At 72.5% G+C, this 16,814-nt stretch carries 22 protein-coding genes and 1 pseudogene; 14 read left to right on the forward strand and 9 right to left on the reverse strand.

The genetic code is table 11. The features are described 5' to 3' along the window. Positions 1–556 (forward strand): annotated as a pseudogene (locus ADY59_RS26545) (hypothetical protein); the annotation flags it as partial. An 8-nt stretch (positions 557–564) separates the two neighbouring features. Here the strand turns inward: ADY59_RS26545 and ADY59_RS26550 are convergent. Further along, on the reverse strand, positions 565–1,284 hold the full coding sequence (locus ADY59_RS26550) for a spermidine synthase (protein ID WP_049567119.1): 720 nt from the start codon (positions 1,282–1,284) through the stop codon (positions 565–567). 126 nt (positions 1,285–1,410) lie between these two features. On the opposite strand from ADY59_RS26550, the gene ADY59_RS26555 reads away from it, so the two are divergent. The 4 genes from ADY59_RS26555 (at position 1,411) to ADY59_RS26570 (ending at position 4,982) form a co-directional block, all read left to right on the forward strand. Next, on the forward strand, positions 1,411–1,818 hold the full coding sequence (locus ADY59_RS26555; protein WP_049567122.1) for a MerR family transcriptional regulator: 408 nt from the start codon (positions 1,411–1,413) through the stop codon (positions 1,816–1,818). 144 nt (positions 1,819–1,962) lie between these two features. Then, positions 1,963–3,561 (forward strand): peptide chain release factor 3, encoded by a 1,599-nt coding sequence (locus tag ADY59_RS26560; RefSeq protein WP_049567123.1) that lies wholly within the window; start codon positions 1,963–1,965, stop codon positions 3,559–3,561. A 75-nt stretch (positions 3,562–3,636) separates the two neighbouring features. Continuing rightward, entirely contained in the window at positions 3,637–4,623 is a 987-nt protein-coding gene (locus ADY59_RS26565) for an aldo/keto reductase (RefSeq protein WP_049567125.1), read from the forward strand. A 77-nt stretch (positions 4,624–4,700) separates the two neighbouring features. Then, positions 4,701–4,982 carry a hypothetical protein gene (locus ADY59_RS26570; protein ID WP_049567128.1) on the forward strand — a complete coding sequence of 94 codons (282 nt, stop codon included), beginning with the start codon at positions 4,701–4,703 and terminating at the stop codon, positions 4,980–4,982. A 17-nt stretch (positions 4,983–4,999) separates the two neighbouring features. Here ADY59_RS26570 and ADY59_RS26575 read toward each other — a convergent pair whose 3' ends face one another. Together ADY59_RS26575 and ADY59_RS26580 are read right to left on the reverse strand one after the other, a co-directional pair. Further along, positions 5,000–5,446 carry a hypothetical protein gene (locus tag ADY59_RS26575; protein ID WP_231618900.1) on the reverse strand — a complete coding sequence of 149 codons (447 nt, stop codon included), beginning with the start codon at positions 5,444–5,446 and terminating at the stop codon, positions 5,000–5,002. A 105-nt stretch (positions 5,447–5,551) separates the two neighbouring features. After that, a complete protein-coding gene (locus ADY59_RS26580) occupies positions 5,552–6,076 on the reverse strand; it encodes a hypothetical protein (RefSeq protein WP_197093866.1) in 525 nt (174 codons plus the stop codon). Positions 6,077–6,386: 310 nt separating this feature from the next. On the opposite strand from ADY59_RS26580, the gene ADY59_RS50335 reads away from it, so the two are divergent. Continuing rightward, a complete protein-coding gene (locus tag ADY59_RS50335) occupies positions 6,387–6,527 on the forward strand; it encodes a hypothetical protein (protein WP_156325751.1) in 141 nt (46 codons plus the stop codon). On the opposite strand, the gene ADY59_RS26585 is transcribed toward ADY59_RS50335, so the two are convergent. Beyond that, positions 6,517–7,308, reverse strand: coding sequence for a helix-turn-helix transcriptional regulator (locus tag ADY59_RS26585; RefSeq protein ID WP_197093867.1), 792 nt, complete (start codon positions 7,306–7,308; stop codon positions 6,517–6,519). The two genes, ADY59_RS50335 and ADY59_RS26585, sit on opposite strands and share 11 nt — an antisense overlap. A 199-nt stretch (positions 7,309–7,507) precedes the next feature. Between ADY59_RS26585 and ADY59_RS26590 the strand changes: the two genes are divergently transcribed. Next, positions 7,508–8,143 carry a TetR/AcrR family transcriptional regulator gene (locus tag ADY59_RS26590; protein ID WP_049567134.1) on the forward strand — a complete coding sequence of 212 codons (636 nt, stop codon included), beginning with the start codon at positions 7,508–7,510 and terminating at the stop codon, positions 8,141–8,143. Here ADY59_RS26590 and ADY59_RS26595 read toward each other — a convergent pair whose 3' ends face one another. The 3 genes from ADY59_RS26595 to ADY59_RS26605 are packed head-to-tail and all read right to left on the reverse strand — an operon-like array spanning position 8,144 to position 10,169. Next, complete coding sequence (locus ADY59_RS26595; RefSeq protein ID WP_049567137.1) at positions 8,144–8,938, reverse strand: ABC transporter permease; 795 nt, start codon at positions 8,936–8,938, stop codon at positions 8,144–8,146. Continuing rightward, positions 8,935–9,816, reverse strand: coding sequence for an ABC transporter ATP-binding protein (locus ADY59_RS26600; RefSeq protein WP_049567140.1), 882 nt, complete (start codon positions 9,814–9,816; stop codon positions 8,935–8,937). Before ADY59_RS26600 ends, ADY59_RS26595 begins: the two co-directional genes overlap by 4 nt. Beyond that, positions 9,813–10,169 carry a hypothetical protein gene (locus tag ADY59_RS26605; RefSeq protein ID WP_049567143.1) on the reverse strand — a complete coding sequence of 119 codons (357 nt, stop codon included), beginning with the start codon at positions 10,167–10,169 and terminating at the stop codon, positions 9,813–9,815. Before ADY59_RS26605 ends, ADY59_RS26600 begins: the two co-directional genes overlap by 4 nt. 51 nt (positions 10,170–10,220) lie before the next feature. Here ADY59_RS26605 and ADY59_RS26610 point away from each other — a divergent pair, with 51 nt between their 5' ends. The 7 genes from ADY59_RS26610 (at position 10,221) to ADY59_RS26640 (ending at position 15,490) form a co-directional block, all read left to right on the forward strand. Next, complete coding sequence (locus tag ADY59_RS26610; RefSeq protein ID WP_231618901.1) at positions 10,221–10,616, forward strand: GntR family transcriptional regulator; 396 nt, start codon at positions 10,221–10,223, stop codon at positions 10,614–10,616. Further along, complete coding sequence (locus ADY59_RS26615; protein WP_049567148.1) at positions 10,613–11,635, forward strand: DUF1648 domain-containing protein; 1,023 nt, start codon at positions 10,613–10,615, stop codon at positions 11,633–11,635. Before ADY59_RS26610 ends, ADY59_RS26615 begins: the two co-directional genes overlap by 4 nt. Positions 11,636–11,718: 83 nt before the next feature. After that, the gene (locus ADY59_RS26620) at positions 11,719–12,120 is read left to right on the forward strand and encodes a winged helix-turn-helix transcriptional regulator (RefSeq protein WP_049567151.1); all 402 of its coding nucleotides are present in this window, start codon (positions 11,719–11,721) and stop codon (positions 12,118–12,120) included. A gap of 18 nt (positions 12,121–12,138) precedes the next feature. Further along, a complete protein-coding gene (locus ADY59_RS26625) occupies positions 12,139–13,083 on the forward strand; it encodes a zinc-binding dehydrogenase (protein ID WP_049567153.1) in 945 nt (314 codons plus the stop codon). Between the two features lie 67 nt (positions 13,084–13,150). Next, a complete protein-coding gene (locus ADY59_RS26630) occupies positions 13,151–13,867 on the forward strand; it encodes a TetR/AcrR family transcriptional regulator (RefSeq protein WP_049567157.1) in 717 nt (238 codons plus the stop codon). A gap of 82 nt (positions 13,868–13,949) precedes the next feature. Further along, positions 13,950–14,285, forward strand: a complete 336-nt coding sequence (locus tag ADY59_RS26635; RefSeq protein ID WP_049567160.1) for a YciI family protein — start codon at positions 13,950–13,952, stop codon at positions 14,283–14,285. Beyond that, the gene (locus ADY59_RS26640; RefSeq protein ID WP_197093868.1) at positions 14,282–15,490 is read left to right on the forward strand and encodes an RNA polymerase sigma factor; all 1,209 of its coding nucleotides are present in this window, start codon (positions 14,282–14,284) and stop codon (positions 15,488–15,490) included. The genes ADY59_RS26635 and ADY59_RS26640 overlap by 4 nt, the downstream gene beginning before the upstream one ends. 6 nt (positions 15,491–15,496) lie before the next feature. Here the strand turns inward: ADY59_RS26640 and ADY59_RS26645 are convergent, their stop codons facing one another. Both ADY59_RS26645 and ADY59_RS26650 read right to left on the reverse strand, forming a co-directional pair. After that, positions 15,497–16,210 carry an RDD family protein gene (locus ADY59_RS26645; protein WP_049567163.1) on the reverse strand — a complete coding sequence of 238 codons (714 nt, stop codon included), beginning with the start codon at positions 16,208–16,210 and terminating at the stop codon, positions 15,497–15,499. Continuing rightward, positions 16,207–16,593 carry a PadR family transcriptional regulator gene (locus tag ADY59_RS26650; RefSeq protein WP_053175176.1) on the reverse strand — a complete coding sequence of 129 codons (387 nt, stop codon included), beginning with the start codon at positions 16,591–16,593 and terminating at the stop codon, positions 16,207–16,209. The genes ADY59_RS26645 and ADY59_RS26650 overlap by 4 nt, the downstream gene beginning before the upstream one ends. Between the last annotated feature and the right edge of the window lie 221 nt (positions 16,594–16,814).

The raw sequence follows: 16,814 nt of genomic DNA on the forward strand, positions 1-16,814 counted from the left end.
GTGGGGAGTGGGAGGGCTTGCTGGTGGGTTCGCGATGATCGCCCTGGTCGGGGTCAGCGTCGTCACGGTTCTCCCGGCCTTCCTGACGGCCGCGCCGGGCGTGTCCGACGGGGCCGCCAGTCTGCTGACCGGGCTGGTGGCGGCGGTCAGCCTGGTGGGCAGCCTGGCCGCGCACGCGGCGCTGCGGGCAGGAAGCCGCCCGAAGCGGCTGATCGCCGTCGCGCTGCTGTCGGCGCCGGCGAGCGCCGGGGTCTTCCTGCCCGTGCCCGCCCCGGTGACGGCGCTGTGCGCGGCGGCGGTGCTGGGGCTCAACGGTCTCGCGGTGTCGGCGGTGTTCGCGGCCCTGCCGGTGGTGGCCGGAGCCCGGGTCGCCCGGGCGGCCGGGGCGGTGACGCAGGCGGGCAGCCTGGGCACGCTGCTCGGCCCTCCGCTGTACGCGCGGCTGATCGAGACCGGCGGCTGGAGCGGCGCGATCGTGCTGACCACGCTGCTCGTGGGCGTCGGGACCGCCTGCGCCACGGCCGCGACGGCCGGGGCGCGTGGGGCGGGCCGGTGAGCCCGCCTCTACTCCGGCCGGGTGGCCAGGTAGATCGTGTTGGCCGCCGGTCGCCCCTGGAGGAAATTGTGGAAGCTGACCTCGTGCGCCCGGCAGCCGGTGAAGACCTCCCCGAGCGAGGCGAGGAACCCGCTGTGCGGGGGATCGTTCGACCACAGCGCGAACACCCCGCCAGGGTGCAGGTGCGTGGCCAGCCGCCGCAGCCCGTCCGGCTCGTAGAAGGCGGCATGGCTCGGGTGCAGGACGTGATCCGGCGCGTGGTCGATGTCCACCAGGATGGCGTGGAAGCGCCGGCCAGGTGTGGCGGGGTCGAGCCCGGCGTCCGTGGCCGCCGCCGCGAAGAAGTCGCCGTGCAGCAGCCGGCACCGCTGATCGCCCGTCAGCTCGGGCCCCAGGGGCAGGAGCCCCCGCTGGTGCCATCCGATGACCTCGGCCAGCGCGTCGATCACGACCAGCGAGCGCACCCGCGGCTCCCGCAGGACCGCCCGCGCGGTGTAGCCGAGACCGAGCCCGCCCACGGCGACGTCGAGCCGGTCGTGGCGGGCGGCCGCCAGGCCGAGCGTGGCCAACTGGATCTCCGCCTCGGTGAACAGGCTGGACATCAGGAAGTCGTCATCGAGTTTGATCTCGTGGACCTCCGTCCCGAGCGACGGCTCCCGCCGCCGCCGCAGGCTCAGCCCGCCCAGTGCCGTAGGCTGGAAGTCGATCTCCTCGAACCGGATCCCCATCCGCCGCCTCCCGCCGGTGAGGCCGGACAAGTGCGTGTTCCGGCGTGACGGCTACCCTACACTCGTTCGAGGTCATAGCTGACGTAAGAGTAGATTGTGCGAACGGGCGAACGAGGTGGAGGGCGGATGCCGGACGGGCTGGTGCAGATCGGCGAGGTGGCCGAGCGGCTCGGGCTGTCCTTGCGGACGATCCGGCATTACGAGGAGGTCGGCCTGGTGGTGCCCGAGCGCACGCCGGGCGGTTTCCGCCTCTACAGCGAGACCGAGATCGGCCGGCTGGCCCTGGTCAAGCGGATGAAGCCGCTGGGGTTCAGCCTGGACGAGATGCGTGACCTGCTCGACATCACCGACCGGCTGGCCGCCGGCGACGACGACCCCTCGCTGATGACGCGGCTGCAGCTGTTCGAGCGCGCGGTCGCCGACCGGGCCGACAAGCTGCGCGAGCAGCTCGCCATGGCCAGGGAGTTCGGCGAGCAGTTGCGCCGGCAGCGGCTCGAAGCCTCCCGGATGGCCCCTGTCGCCCCGCCGCCGTGAGCGGCCGGGTCTTCACGTAGGGGTAGTTTTACACGTTTCCGTATTCTGCTGGTTGGACGCTTCTTGTTTTCGTCTCGGTGTCGGCGGCCTGCCGCCCACGGCGGCGTCGGCCACTGACCATACTCTCACGTTAAGGTAGGAACCATGCGGGGTGACGTCGCCTTCGAGGCCACGCGACGCCGGACGTTCGCCGTCATCAGCCATCCGGACGCCGGTAAGTCCACCATGACCGAGGCGCTGGCGCTGCACGCCTCGGCGATCACACAGGCCGGGTCGGTGCACGGCAAGGCCGGGCGGCGCGGCGTCACGTCCGACTGGATGGAGATCGAGCGCGCCCGCGGGATCTCGATCACCTCGGCGGCGCTGCGCTTCGACTACCGGGGGCACGTGTTCAACCTGGTCGACACGCCGGGTCACGCCGACTTCTCCGAGGACACCTATCGGGTGCTGGCGGCCGTCGACTGCGCGGTGATGCTGATCGACGCGGCCAAGGGCATGGAGCCGCAGACGATGAAGCTGTTCGAGGTCTGCCGCCACCGCCGCATCCCGGTCATCACGTTCGTCAACAAGTGGGATCGGCCCGGCCGCCAGGCCCTGGAGCTGCTGGACGAGATCGAGGAGCGCACCGGCCTGCGGCCGACGCCCGTCACCTGGCCCATCGGGCTGCCCGGCAACTTCCACGGGGTGATCGACAGGCTGCGTCACAGCGCCGTCCGCTACGAGCGCACCCCGGGCGGGGCGACCAAGGCGCTGGAGACCGAGCTGACCGCCGAGCAGGCGGGCGTCGAGCTGGGGTCGGACTGGCAGCAGGCGAGCGAGGAGACCGCGCTGCTGGACGCGATCGGCGCCGACCACGACCAGAAGGCGTTCGAGGCGCACGAGTCCACGCCGGTGCTGTTCGGCGCGGCGCTGCCCAACTTCGGCATCGGGCGGCTGCTGGACGTGCTGGTCGAGCTGGCACCGGCGCCCGCGCCACGGCCCGACGTCGACGGGGCCGCGCGGGCGCTGGACGAGCCGTTCTCCGGGCTGGTGTTCAAGGTGCAGGCCAACATGGACCGCGCGCACCGCGACCGGATCGCGTTCGTCCGGGTGTGTTCGGGCCGGTTCGAGCGCGGCATGGTCCTCGTCCACGCCGCCACCGGCCGTCCGTTCGCCACCAAATACGCTCAGAGCGTCTTCGGCCAGGATCGCACCACGATGGACGAGGCTTTCCCGGGCGACGTCGTCGGCCTGGTCAACGCCACCGCGTTGCGGCCGGGCGACACCCTGTACGAGGGCGCGCCGGTGACGTTCCCGCCGATCCCGAGCTTCGCGCCCGAGCACTTCGCCGTCGTGCGGGCCCGTGACTCCAGCAAGGCCAAGCAGTTCCGGCGCGGCATCGACCAGCTCGACGGTGAGGGCGTCATCCAGGTGCTGCGCTCCGACCTGCGCGGCGATCAGGCGCCGGTGCTGGCGGCGGTCGGGCCGATGCAGTTCGAGGTCGTCCAGCATCGGCTGGCCGCCGAGTTCGGCGCGGAGATCAGCCTGGATCGGCTCGACTACACGCTGGCCCGACGCACCGACGCCGAGTCGGCCGAGCTGCTGGCCCGCCAGCGCGGCGCCGAGGTGCTCGTGCGCAGCCACGACCAGGCGTTGCTCGCGCTGTTCTCCGACCGCTGGCGGATGCGCTCGATCAAGGCCGACCACCCCGGCATCACTCTGCACGCCCTGATCGCCGACACCGCGCACGAGGCCGGATTCTGACTTGACCTGGAGTTCGCTCCAGCACGCACACTCCTGTCCGGGCCCGGACGTGACGGCCCGGACTGGAGAGAGAACATGAAATATCGGACGATCGGCACCGACCCCGCCACCCGCCGTGAGGTGAGCGTGCTCGCCCTCGGCGCGATGATGTTCGGATCGGCGATCGACGAGCAGACCTCGTTCGCCGTCCTCGACCGCTACGCCGAGGCCGGCGGCACGTTCATCGACACCTCGAACAACTACGCCTTCTGGGCGGACGGCGGCCAGGGCGGGCAGAGCGAGGAACTGCTGGGCCGCTGGCTCCGCAGCCGGGGTGTCGGCGACGAGATGGTGATCGCCACCAAGCTCGGCGCCCGCCCGCTCGCGCCCGGCACCAGCTACGTCGACAACGCCGAGGGGCTGTCCGCCAAGACGATCCGCGAGTCGGCCGAGCGCAGCCGCGAACGGCTCGGCGTCGACCGCATCGACCTGCTCTACGCGCACATCGAGGACCGGACGGTGCCGCTGGCCGAGACCGTCGAGGGATTCGGCGAGCTGGTGACGGAGGGCACGGTCGGACTGCTCGGGGTGAGCAACCACGCGATCTGGCGGGTCGAGCGGGCCCGCGCCCTGGCCGCCGCGGCCGGGCTGCCGGGCTACGAGGTGCTGCAGTATCAGCACAGCCACCTGCGGCCGCGCTTCGACATGCCCGAGTCCATCTTCGAGGACGGCAGTCTCGGCCACGCCGGCGCCGAGCTGCTGAGCTACCTGCGCGCCGAGCCCGGCCTGACGCTGGTCGCCTACTCGCCGCTGCTGGGCGGCGCCTACACCAGGCAGGACAAGCCGGTCCCGCCGGACTACGACCACCCCGGCACCCCGGCCCGGCTCGCCGTGCTGCGCCAGGTCGCCGAGGAGACCGGAGCCGGCGTGAACCAGGTCGTGCTCGCCTGGCAGATCGGCCACCGCTTCCCGGTGATCCCGCTCGCCGGGGCGTCCTCGGTGGCGCAACTGGAGGAGAACCTGGCCGCGGTGGACCTGGAACTGACCGACGACCAGCGGGCCCGCCTGGACTCCGTCCACTGACCCCGGCGGCACGAGTGATCGGGCCGGGACGGGGCATGGATCTCCGAATCGGATCACTTGAGCGGAGGGAGATCCAGATGGACCAGCGGGGCAGCCGGGAAACGCGTACCGCGGAAGAGGGACCACCTGCTCACGTTCGCTGCACGCCCCCGCCCGCCGGGCAGCTCTTCGAGATCGCCGTCCTCGACACCACCGGCGAGGACGGCCGCCCGTACTGGCACACGATCGGCTGGGGGATCGACAAGGTCGAGGCCGACAGCATCGCGGAAACGTATGTGAACCGTCCGATGTGCCCGTACGACGCGGCCCGGATCCGGCACAACGGCACCCTGGTCGGGCTGCACCGCCGGCAGGCGTGAGCCGGGCGCCCGGGCGGTCAGCGCCTGGTCGCCCGGGCGTACGACCAGGTCGTCGCGGCCAGTAGCGCCATCACGACGATCCCGGCGACGCCGTGATACCACTGCCAGCCCACCCCGAGGCCGATGAACCCGTCGGCCGCGACGATCACCGCCCCGGCGCCGACGGCGAGCAGCGCGCCGCCCAGCACCACCAGCATCAGCAGGCGCGGCACCCGGCGTCCCGGCCGGGTCACCGTCAGGAGGACGAGCGCCGCCGCCAGCACCCCGGTCACGACCGCCGACCACTGCGCGGTGGTCACGTCCATCACGTCACGGGCATACCGTTCGTACTCGCTCGGCGGCACCGCCGGGCCACCGGGAAACCCGAGACGCCCCTGCGCGGCGTAGACCGCCTTGCCCGCGGCGTACCCGACGAACAGCACCGCCATCGTCCAAGCCGGCCAGCGCACCTGATGTCTTTCCACGAGACACAGAATGTCCCGGCCCGTGCCCCACCGACCTCCCGCCCGCGAGGGAACGCCTTCCCCCGCGGGGGGGAGTCTCGGAGCGTGGGCGGGGGCCGGCCGGGGTCAGCCGGCGCTGGTCACCTGGCGGCCGCGCCAGGCCGCGAAGAGGCTGCCGGCCAGGAGCACCACGCCGGACAGCACCCCGCTGACGAGCGGCACCCACGTCACGGCGGACGTCGACGCCAGGACGAGACCGGCGACCCCGAGCAGCGAGAGGGCCGCCCCGGGCACCGCGATGCTCCAGTCCTTCCAGATCGGCGCCAGGGCGACGAAGTGCACGCCGACCACGAACGCCACCCAGGCCACGTTGGCCTGCTCGGGGACGTCCAGGGCGGCCAGCACCCGGAGCCCGCCGAAGAGCAGGATCGCCTCGGCGAGGACGACCACCAGGTAGCCGCGGCTGAACATGTTCCGCCGCTCGCCGTCTCCCTCCCTCCTCGCGGTGGCGAACCACATCACGACGACGCCCGCGGCGGCCAGGACGGCGGCGACCCGCAGGACGTTCACGGTCAGGGGGTTGAGCGGGCTCTGCGCGTTGACGACGACGAAGACCGCGCCGAACACCGCGCCTACCAGCAAACCAGTCATACGCTGCATGATTCTCATCGAACCGCATGCCGGGCGGCGCCCGCACGGGGCCTGGGGCGAGGACGAGGTAGGTCTGGCCCTACCTGACCGCCCCGGCCCGTCGCCCGTCGCGGCGTCGCCGGCCGGGGGCGCCATCGCCGGGAAGCTCGGCGCGTCTCCGCCGTCCTGCAGTACCTGGAGAACGGCCACCGGGGGCTTGCGCCAGCTCTGCCGGGCTCCGGCGTGCGGGGGCGTAATTCACTCGTTCGGGGGATTCTCCTGGGTGTGCGGGAGGGGGAAGGTGAGAGCCCGTCTTCCCTTGGAGGAACCCATGTATGAGCGCGACGCACTCGACCGCTGGTACGACGACCAGTTCAGCAATCCGACGACGACCGCGGCGGATAGTTCGTGGTCGGACGCGCCGTGGAACAACCCGGACAACTCCGACTGGGGTGACCCGTTCAGCGGGTGAACCGCAGGCCGGACAGCCGTTCAGCCAGCTTGACCCGGTTCGCGACGCCGAGCTTCTCGTAGGCCCGCTTGAGATGGCTCTTGACCGTGTTGGGGCTGATGCGCAGGTCGAGGGCGATCTCGTGGTCGCCGAGGCCGGTGGCGACCTTCTCGCAGATCTCCCTTTCGCGGCGGGTGAGGCAGTCAAGACCGGCCGGGTCGGCGACACCGGACCACAACCTGTAGTGGGCCGACAGGCGCAGGGCCAGCCGTCGCGCCATTGCCAGATCCCGCGCGCCGAACGCGCCGGATTCGGGGGCCAGCAGCCCGATCCCGGCCGTGCCTCCGGTGCCCTGGACGGGAATCACGACTTTCGCGCGAATGTCGTTCCTGACCAGGAACCGGGTCACGTATTCCTTGTGTGAGATCTGCTGGAGCGGGTGGAGCTGATCGAGCGAGATCGGCCCCACCCGGCGCGCGGAGCCGCCGGCCGCTATTTGCCGGAATGGATCCGTGTGGCGGAAAACCTCGTGGTAGGTGGCCGGAACATGCACGGGAAGACCGTGGGTGACCGGCTCCGGGTCGTCGAAAACCTCGCGAAAGGTCGGGGCGACGAAAAAGGTCGTACGGCGGAAGTCCAGCCACGTGGCCAATCCGTCGAGCACCCTTTCCCGCAGATCCTGTAATCCACGGGCGGCTTCGCAGGCGGCCACGACCGCATCGATCCGGTCGTGGTCGGAAGAGCTCAGCAGCATGGCCAACCCACCAGAAAGAAAGGTGATCCCCATGCGGGGCTTGGACATCGTTCTCACGATATTCGGTGGGGCGGTTCTCTGGTATGCCGGATCGAGTATCGCGGTCTGGCTCTGGGAGCAGACGCCCTGGAAGAGGCGGGAGCGGGAAAGGCAGGAGCGGGACACGTACACGCCCCCGAAGATCGACGGCTCCACATACGGTCTGTGACCGTCAGTTCTCGTACTAGTAAGAAAGTAATATGGCGGGATGCGTACCGGACGGCCGCCGAAGATCTCCAGGGCCGACATCGTCGCGGCCGCCCACCGGGTCGTCGAGGCCGACGGCGTCGAGGGGCTGACCATGCGCCGTCTGGCGCGGGAGGTCGGCAGCACGGCCATGGCGCTCTACCACCACGTGCGTGACAAGGAGGAGCTGCTCCTGCTCCTCCTCGACGACTACGCGGCGGATCTGCCCAGGCCGGAGGGCCTGCCGGAGGAGCCGCGCGAGCGCGTGGTGGTGGTGGCGACGGCGATGCGCGAGGCCCTGTCGGGCTGCCCGTGGATCGTGGACGTGCTGCGGGCCGACGACCTGCTGTCGGTGGGCGCGCTGTGGTATCCGGAGAAGATCATCGACGCCGCCGTGGGCGCGGGGCTGACGACGGAGGAGGCCGTGGACGCGTACCGGATCATCTGGCACTACACGGCGGGAGAGCTCGGCGGGCGGGCGGCGGCGGGCAGACGGCGGGCCCAGGGCGGGAGCACCTACCGGGAGCGGGTGTTCGCCGAGCTGGACGGGGACGAGTTCCCCCGGCTGGCGGAGCTGGGGCGGCGGTGGGAGGAGCTGACCGCGAAGGACACCTACGACCGGGGCCTGCGCGCGCTCGTCGGTGGCCTGCTGCCCTGATCAGGCGATGTCCCGCCGCAACGGCGCCGCGACGGCCATGACGGCCGCGACCAGGGCGTAGCCGACCAGCACGGCGCCGCCGGCCGGCGCGGACAGCAACTCCGAGGCGGAGGCGCCGGTCTGGTCGGCGATGGCGTCGGCCAGGTAGGTGAAGCCGGTCAGCGCGGCGGTGGCCCCGCCCGGCAGGTAGGGGTAGACCAGCTTGACGCCCGGGATGAGCATCAGCGTCGTCTCGACCAGGTAGAAGTACGCGCCCACGACGGCGAGTGCGGTCACCTGGTTGCGCAGCAGGGCGCCCATGGCCACGCCGAGCAGGGTGTAGACGGCCATGGTCAGCGCGATGCGCGCCAGGAAGGCGACGATCGTCCAGGTGGGGAGGCCGAGCGTGACGCCCTTGAGCGCGGCCGCGCCGAAGAGGGCGCCGCCCGCCACGGCCGAGGCGACGACGCCGTAGACGAGGCCCGCGCCGGTGTAGACGGTCAGCTTGGCGGCGAGCCAGGTCCAGCGCCGGGGCGCGAACAGCGTCGTGGTGGTGATGGTGCGGTGCCGGTATTCGGCGGCCACGGCCACGGTGCCGAGCAGTGCGGGGGCGAACACGGTGAAGCCGAGCAGCCCGAGCAGCACGCGGGTGCCCTGCTCGGTGGCCAGGCCGGGCAGCGGCGGGTTGAAGTTCTCCGGGCCGACGAGCGCGAGCAGGCCGATCAGGGCGCCGCTGCCCAGCGCGGCCAGCAGCCCCCACAGCCAGAGCCTGGTGGCGGCCAGGCGGGTCCATTCGGCGGACAGCAGCGCGGTCATCGGGAGCCTCCGGTGAGGTGCAGGAACGCCTGTTCGAGGGTGGGGCGTTCGGACGTGATCTCGTGCAGTGCGATGCCCTGGGCGGTCGCCGCGGCGGCCACCTCGGCGGCGTCCAGGCCGTGGACGCGCAGCACGCCGGGCGGCTCGTGCTCGACGCGGATCCCGTCGCGCGCCAGCGCGGCCGCGAACCGCTCCGCCTGCGGGGACCGGACCAGCACGGCGGCCGGGCCGTACAGCTCGCGGAGGGGGCCGGTGCTGACCAGCCGTCCCTCGCGGATCACCACGGCGTGGTCGGCCAGGTGCTCGACCTCGCCGAGCACGTGGCTGGAGACCAGGACGGTGCGGCCCTCGGCGGCCAGCTCGCGCAGGAACCGGCGCAGCCAGGCGGTGCCTTCGGGGTCGAGGCCGTTGCCGGGCTCGTCGAGCAGCAGCGCCTGCGGATCGCCGAGCAGCGCGGTGGCCAGGTTGAGCCGCTGGCGCATGCCGGTCGACAGCGCCCGCGTGAGGCGGCCGGCGAACGCCGACACCCCGGTCAGCTCGGCGACCCGGGCGGCCCGCGCCGCGCCGTACCGGCCCATGCGGGCGTAGACCCGCAGGTGGTCGCCGGCCGTGTGCGCGGGGTGGAAGCCCGCGCTGTCGAGCACGGCGCCGACGGCCGCGGACGGCGCGGGCAGGTCGGCGTAGCGCCTGCCGCCGAACAGGGCGGTGCCGGCGGTCGGCGTCACCAGGCCCAGCATCATCCGCATCGTGGTGGTCTTGCCGGCGCCGTTCGGCCCGAGGAAGCCGGTGACCGCGCCGGGCGGCACGTCGAAGCTGAGCTCGCTGACGGCGGTCACCGGCCCGTACGTCTTCGTCAGGCCGCGGACCTCGATGTTCATGCCGTCACCGCCGTCAGGCGCCGCAGCAGCTCGTCGGCGTCCGGCAGGCTGAGGACCAGCTCGTCGTGGCCGGCCACCCGGCCCTTCAGCGTGATGCGCAGCCCGGGGACGTCGCGGCGGGCCACGACCAGGCGCTTGACGCCGCTGAAGGACGTCCACGTGCCGATCTTGACGACGCCGGTGACGAGCAGGCCGAAGCGGATGCCCTTGGCGGCCGTGAGCGGCCGGTCGAGGCGGCTGACCCCGGCGATGGCCGCCAGCGGCACGCGGACGGCGGCGGTCCTGGTGAACAGTCGCGCCCATGGGCCGAAGCGCACGGTCAGCGTGTCGTGGTGGATGCGGGTTTGGATCATGATCTGTTCCCTTCGCTCTATCTGTTCTATTAGTTGTATATCAAATAGGCTGTGAGTGTGCACCTGATCCTCGACCTCGACAGTGAGGTCCCGATCTACCAGCAGATCCGGGACCGGATCGTGGAGGCCATCGCCGCGCGGCAGGCCAAGGAGGGCGACCCGCTGCCCTCGACCCGGCAGCTCGCCGCCGACTTCGGCATCAACTTCCACACCGTGAACAAGGCCTACGACCTGCTGCGGCAGCAGGGCGTGATCCGGATCAACCGCAAGAGCGGCGCCGTCGTGCGCCGGGACGCCGACAGCGGGCCGCCCGAGGCCCCCTTCGCCGAGGAATGGGAGGAACGCATGCGTGTGCTGCTGGCGGAAGCCACGGTCCACGGCCTGGACCGGGAGGACGTGCTGCGCCGGTGCGCGGCGCTGCTGGACGGTTTCGGGAGCGGCACATGATCGCGCTGATCACCGTCGCCCTGATCACCTGCCTGACCCTGGCGCTGCCGGTGCTGGCCAGGCCGACGCTGCCGTTCGGCGTGCGGGTGCCGGCCGAACGCGCGGGCGACCCCGTCATCGTCGCCGAGCGCCGCCGCTACGCCCGCGCGGTCGTCGCGGTGGCCGTGCTGTCCGTCCCCGTCCTGTTCCTCGCGGGGTGGCCGGAGGCGGTCTGCGCGGCGGTGGCCGTCGTGGACCTGCTGCTGTACGGCCTGGCCCACCACCGGATCCGGGCCGCCGGGCAGGCCGGCGCGTGGGCGGCCGGGAGGCGCAGGGGCGTCGCCGTGGACACCACCTTCCGCACCGACCCGGTCCGCGTGCCATGGCGGTGGGCGGTGCCCGCGCTGGTCGTCGTGCTGGTCACGGCGGGCGTCGGCTGGTTCGGCGGGGTCACGGCCTTCGAGCCGGTGCTCCACCAGGTCGCGATCACGCTGGTCGTGCCGGTGGTGGCGCTGATCGTGCTGCGGGCCCGGCCCGACCTCGACGCCGCCAGGCCCCGGGGATCGGCCCGCCGCTACCGCGTCTACCTGCGCGGCGTCGCCGCCATGACGCTGCTGTCCGCCGCCTGCCTCAACCTGGGGCTGTTCGTCGCGGCGCTGCGCCTGTGGCGGTTCGTCCCGGACTCGGCCTTCTGGCAGGTGGTCACGTACCTGCCGCTCGCCGGGCTGCTGGCCGGTTGGGTGATCTGGGAGACCAGGGTCGGCCAGGCCGGGCACCGCCTGCCCGCGCTGCCCGGGGAGGAGCAGGAGGACTCCGGGGTGGGGCAGCGTGACGACAACCGCCACTGGTTCCTGGCGGGCACCGTCTACGTCAACCGCCGCGACCCCGCCCTGCTGGTGCACGCCCGTGCCGCCTCCTCCTCCTGGACCCTCAACCTGGGGCATCCGGTCGCCTGGGTCCTGCTCGCCGTCCTGGCGGGGATCGGTCTGCTCGCGCTGTCGGGCGTCATCGACCTGCCGGAGAAGCGCGGGTTCCTGTAGGAAGCGGGCCGCTATCTGCAGGAGTGTTACTCTCTTTCGGTACGTACGTGCTCGGGCGTGCGTACCGGACCCGGAGGTGCGCCATGGCAACCCAGACGGCCGCCGAACGCCGCGCCGGCGAGCGTGTCGCGTACGACGCCTTCCTCAGGGAGTGCCCGACCAGCCAACTGCTCGACCGCATCAGCGACAAGTGGGTGAGCCTGATCCTGGCCGCGCTGCGCCAGCAGGGCACCATGCGCTACAGCGACCTGGGCCGCAAGATCCCCGGTGTCAGCCAGAAGATGCTGACCCAGACGCTGCGTTCGCTGGAGCGCGACGGCCTGGTCAGCCGCACGGTGACCCCGTCGGTCCCGGTGCGCGTCGACTACCGGCTCACCGACCTGGGGACGAGCCTGAGCGGCCTGATGGTCGCGGTGAAGGAGTGGGCGGAAACCCACATCGAGCAGGTCTGGGAGGCCCGCGATCAGTACGACGCGGCCGGCTAGATCAGCGGGAAGGCAGTCATGCGCGCCGTGGTGATGGATCGGCTGGGCGGGCCGGAGGTGCTGCGCGTCCAGGAGGTCGCGGAACCGGTGCCGGGGCCCGGCGAGGTGCTCGTGGCGGTCGCGTACGCCGGGATCACGTTCGTCGAGACGCAGGTGCGGGCGGGCACCGGACCGGCGGCCGGGCAGGCGCCGCCGTTGCCGCGCATCCCCGGCAACGGCGTGGGCGGGCGGGTGCTGGTCGTCGGCCCGCGGGTCGATCCCGGGCTGGCCGGGACGACCGTGGTGACCACGACGGGCGGCGCCGGCGGCTACGCGGAGCTCGCCGTGGCCCGCGCCGAGGACCTCACCCCGGTCCCGGCGGGCGTGCCGCTGCGTGACGCGGTGGCGCTGCTGGCCGACGGCCGGACGGCGGTGCTCGTCCACCGGCAGGCCGGGGTGCGGCCGGGCGAATGGGTGCTGGTGGAAGCGGCCGGCGGCGGTGTGGGCAGCCTGCTGGTGCAGCTCGCGGCCGCCTCAGGGGCGAAGGTGATCGGCGCGGCCCGTGGCCGGGCCAAGGCCGGGCTGGTCACGTCGCTGGGCGCGCTCGCCTGCGTGGACTACTCCGTGCCGGGCTGGGAGCGGGCCGTCGTCGAGCGGACCGGCGGCGTCGACGTGGTCTTCGACGGGGTCGGCGGCGAGGTCGGCGCGCAGGGCATGCTCGCCGTGCGGCCCGGCGGCCGGGCGAGCCTGTACGGCATGGCGTCGGGGTCCTGGACCGAGCCCGCCGCTCACGTGACGCTCGTGCCGCGCTCCGTACCGGCTCCGGCCGAGATCCGGGCGCTGGCCGAGGAGGCGCTGGCGCACGCGGCGGCCGGCCGGCTGCGCCCGGTCGTCGGCCAGACCTACCCCCTGGCCGAGGCCGCCGAGGCGCACCGGGCGATCGAGGCCCGCGCCACGACCGGCAAGACCCTGCTGATCCCGTGAGACCGCTTAGAGGCATTAAACGTAGATAGATGCCCTAGAATGCCAGCGGTCCCGAGGAGAGGCGACGATGTCCGCACGCACCACCGGCCGGCGGGAGAGGCTGCGCCAGGCCACCCTTGAGGAGATCCACGCCGCCGCGCGCAAACTGCTGGTCGAGCAGGGCTCGGCCGCCGTGACCGTCAACGCGGTCGCCCGGGAGATCGGCGTGAGCGGCCCGGCCCTGTATCACTACTACTCCGGCCACGACGAGCTGGTCGGCGCGGTGACCGCCGGCTTCTTCCGCGAGCTGGCCGGCGCGATGGAGCAGGCCCGCGACGCCCAGGCCGGCGCGCCCATCGCCGAGCGCCTGCTGGCCGTCTGCCGCGCCATGCGCGCCTGGGCGATCGGCCACCCGGCCGAGTTCGGCTGGATCTTCGCCAGCCCGATAACCCCGCCCAACCTGCGGCGCGACTCCGCGCGCCACCAGGCCGCGCTGCGGTTCGAGCAAATCCTGCTGGACCTGACGGTCGAGCTGTGGCGGACACGCCAGTTCCCGGTGCCCGACCTGGCCGGCCTGCCCGAGTCGCAGCGCGAGCAGCTCACCGCCTTCTCCGACGTCATCGGCGGCGTGCTCCCGCCGGAGGCCGTCCACGTCTTCCTGTCGTGCTGGATCAGGCTGTACGGCCTGCTGTGCATGGAAGTCCTGCACCAGCTGGACTTCGTCTACACCGACCTGGAGCCCGTCTTCGAGGAGTGCCTGCGCGATCTGGCCGGCCTGCTCGACCTCGACTACTCCCGCACCTGAAAATTTTGCCACCCCGCCTGTCCGGAAGCGATGCGCCCGTTCGTCACCATGGTGAACACCACCACCAGCGAAGGAGCGCACGATGAAGTACCTGATGTTCGTCTGCAGCGACACCCAGCCCGACACGGACAAGACGGACTGGCCGGACGTCGATGTCTGGGTGGCGGAGAACGACGCACGCGGGCGGCGCGTGCGGGGCGCGGTACTGGCCCCGGAGACGGCGGCGACCACCGTCCGCGTCCGTGAGGGCGAGCTGATCCTCACCGACGGCCCGTTCGCCGAGACCAAAGAGGTGATCGTGGGCTTCGACCTGCTCGACTGCGCCGACCTGGACGAGGCGATCGAGGTCGCCCGCACGCATCCGATGGCCCGGGCGGGACGACTGGAGCTGCGGCCGTTCGCCGACTTCGAACAGTGACCGCCTGCCTGGAGGAGGTGGCCGCCGACGCGTACCCGCGCATCGTCGCCACGCTCATCCGCGTCACCGGCGACTGGACACTGGCCGAGGACTGCGCCCAGGAGGCGCTGGCCCTGGCCGTGCAGCGGTGGCCCGGGGAGGGCGAGCCCGCCAACCCGGGCGGCTGGCTCATGACGGTGGCGCGCAACCGCGCGATCGACACGTTGCGCCGCGCCTCGGTGGAGCGCCGCAAGCTGGCCGAGCTGGCCGCGCTCACGCCGGACGCGGACGAGACCCCCGGCGCGGGGCGAGAGGAGGAGGTCGTGGACGACCGGCTGCGGCTCGTGTTCACCTGCTGCCACCCGGCTCTGGCACTGGAGTCACGTGTGGCGCTGACACTGCGGACCGTCTGCGGGGTGCCGACGGCGGACATCGCGCGCGCCTTCCTGGTCACCGAGTCGGCCATGACCCGCCGCCTGACCAGGGCCAAGACGAAGATCGCCGACGCGGGCATCCCGTACCGGGTGCCGAGCGGCCGGGCGCTGGGGGAGCGGCTGCCCGGCGTCCTGGCGGTGCTCTACCTGCTGTTCACGCAGGGCTACAACGCCGACGGCGATCCCGCCTTCGCCGAGGAGGCGATCCGGCTGGCGCGGCTGCTGCGCCGGCTCATGCCGGGGCAGCGCGAGGTGCCGGCGCTGCTGGCGCTCTTCCTCCTGCAGCACTCCCGCCGGGACGCCCGCCGCGACGCCGACGGCGGCCTGCTCACGCTCGACCGGCAGGACCGGTCACGCTGGGACCGGCAGGCGATCGCCGAGGGCCTGGCCGTCCTGGCCGAGGCGGAGCGGGACAGCCCGTACGGGCTGCAGGCGCGCATCGCCGCCTGCCATGCCACCGCGCCGTCGGTGTCCGGCACGGACTGGGCGGAGATCGCCCGATGCTACGACGGGCTGGCGGCGATGCGGTCCACGCCCGTGGTCGAGCTGAACCGGGCCGTCGCGCACGGCTACGCGCACGGGCCGGAGGCCGGGCTCGCGCTGCTGGCCAGGTCGCGTGCGGGCGGCGCGCTGGACGCCCACCCGCTCGCTCTCGCCGCCGAGGCCGAGCTCACCGCCCGGAGCGGCGATCACCAGCGCGCCGCCGCCCTGTTCAGGCAGGCGGCGGACGTCGCGCACAGCGAGCCCGAACGCCGCGCGCTGCTCGACCGCGCCGCCGAGACGTCCGGGTGACGGTCTTCAGCGTCGCGTTTCGGCGGCGCTCACGACCTTCGTCTCGGTGAGCCGGTCGAGCAGCCGCCGCCGGTCGCCCCACGCGACGGGCACCCAGTCCAGCCAGGCGAACGGTCCCAGCAGCGGGCTGAGCCGCCGCACGATCCCGGTGACCGGATGGATTCGCAGCCCGGTCTCGGTCACGACGAGCAGTTTCATGACGCGCTTGCCCGGCGTCGCGCCGGTCCACGCCTCCAGCAGCCCCAGGACGACGATCGACCAGAGCAGGGCGAGCGGCACGCCCAGGCTGTAGAGCAGCCCGGCGCCCGCGTAGGCGTCGGCGGCGCACTGCAGGGGCGCGATCGACACGCACGCGTCGCCGATCTTGACGGACACGAACGGGGGGAACGCCAGCGAGAAGCCGACCCCCTCCTCAGCCACCCGCGCGACCCCCTGCACGAGCAGCGCGATCGTGACGCCGACCAGCGGCAGGTTGTCGATCACCACGGCGACGATCCGCCTGTCCATGGGCCCCGGCGGCGCCGGGCGTAAGCCGGCGAACGAGGCCGCCGCCTCCTCCGGCGGGCCGAGCCGGCTCAGCGCCTCGTCCAGCTCCCCCGCCTCCGCCGCCTCCGACAGGTGGTCGCCGAGCTCCGCCTTCGCCCTGTCACGGTCGGGGGCGGGCAACTGGCGGACGACCCGTTCGGTGTAGTCGTCGATCGTCTGTTTCGCGTCGCTCACGGTTGCACCTCGCCAAGGGTGTCGAGTAGCTGTCGCATCGCGTCGACCAGGCCGCCCCACTCGGTGCGCAGCATGGCCAGGTACGCGCGACCGTCGGGCGTGATCACGTAGTACTTGCGTGGCCTGGCGCGCCCTTCGGCCTCCCAGGTCGCCACGATGTGGCCCGAGTCCTCCAGGCGGTGCAGCAGCGGGTAGAGGGTGCCCTCCTTGACCTCCAGGACTCCCTCGCCCGCCTGCCCCAGCACTTTCAGCAGCTCGTAGCCATAGCGGCGGCGGACACTGAGCACCGACAGCACGGCCAGCTCGGTCGTGCCCCGGGCGAGCTCGCGGCGCAGGCGGGCGATGGTCGCCGACCCCTGCGCCTCCTCGGTGTCCTCAGCCATACGACCACCGTACGACCCGATGCCTTGCGTGACAAGGTATCGGGCCGAACTCAGCCCTCTGAGGCGGTCGCGGCCGTGTTGGTGCTCGACCGGTCATGAGCGCATAGGTCCGGTTTGCTAGGCTCCCGGCCCATGGCCTCGTTCACCAAGTAACTCCAGGCGCGCCCCATCGCGGCGCGACAGGTGCCCGTTCTTCTCTTCGGCTCTCGTCCGTGACGAGC

Source organism: Nonomuraea sp. SBT364, from assembly GCF_001083785.1.
GTDB lineage: Bacteria > Actinomycetota > Actinomycetes > Streptosporangiales > Streptosporangiaceae > Nonomuraea.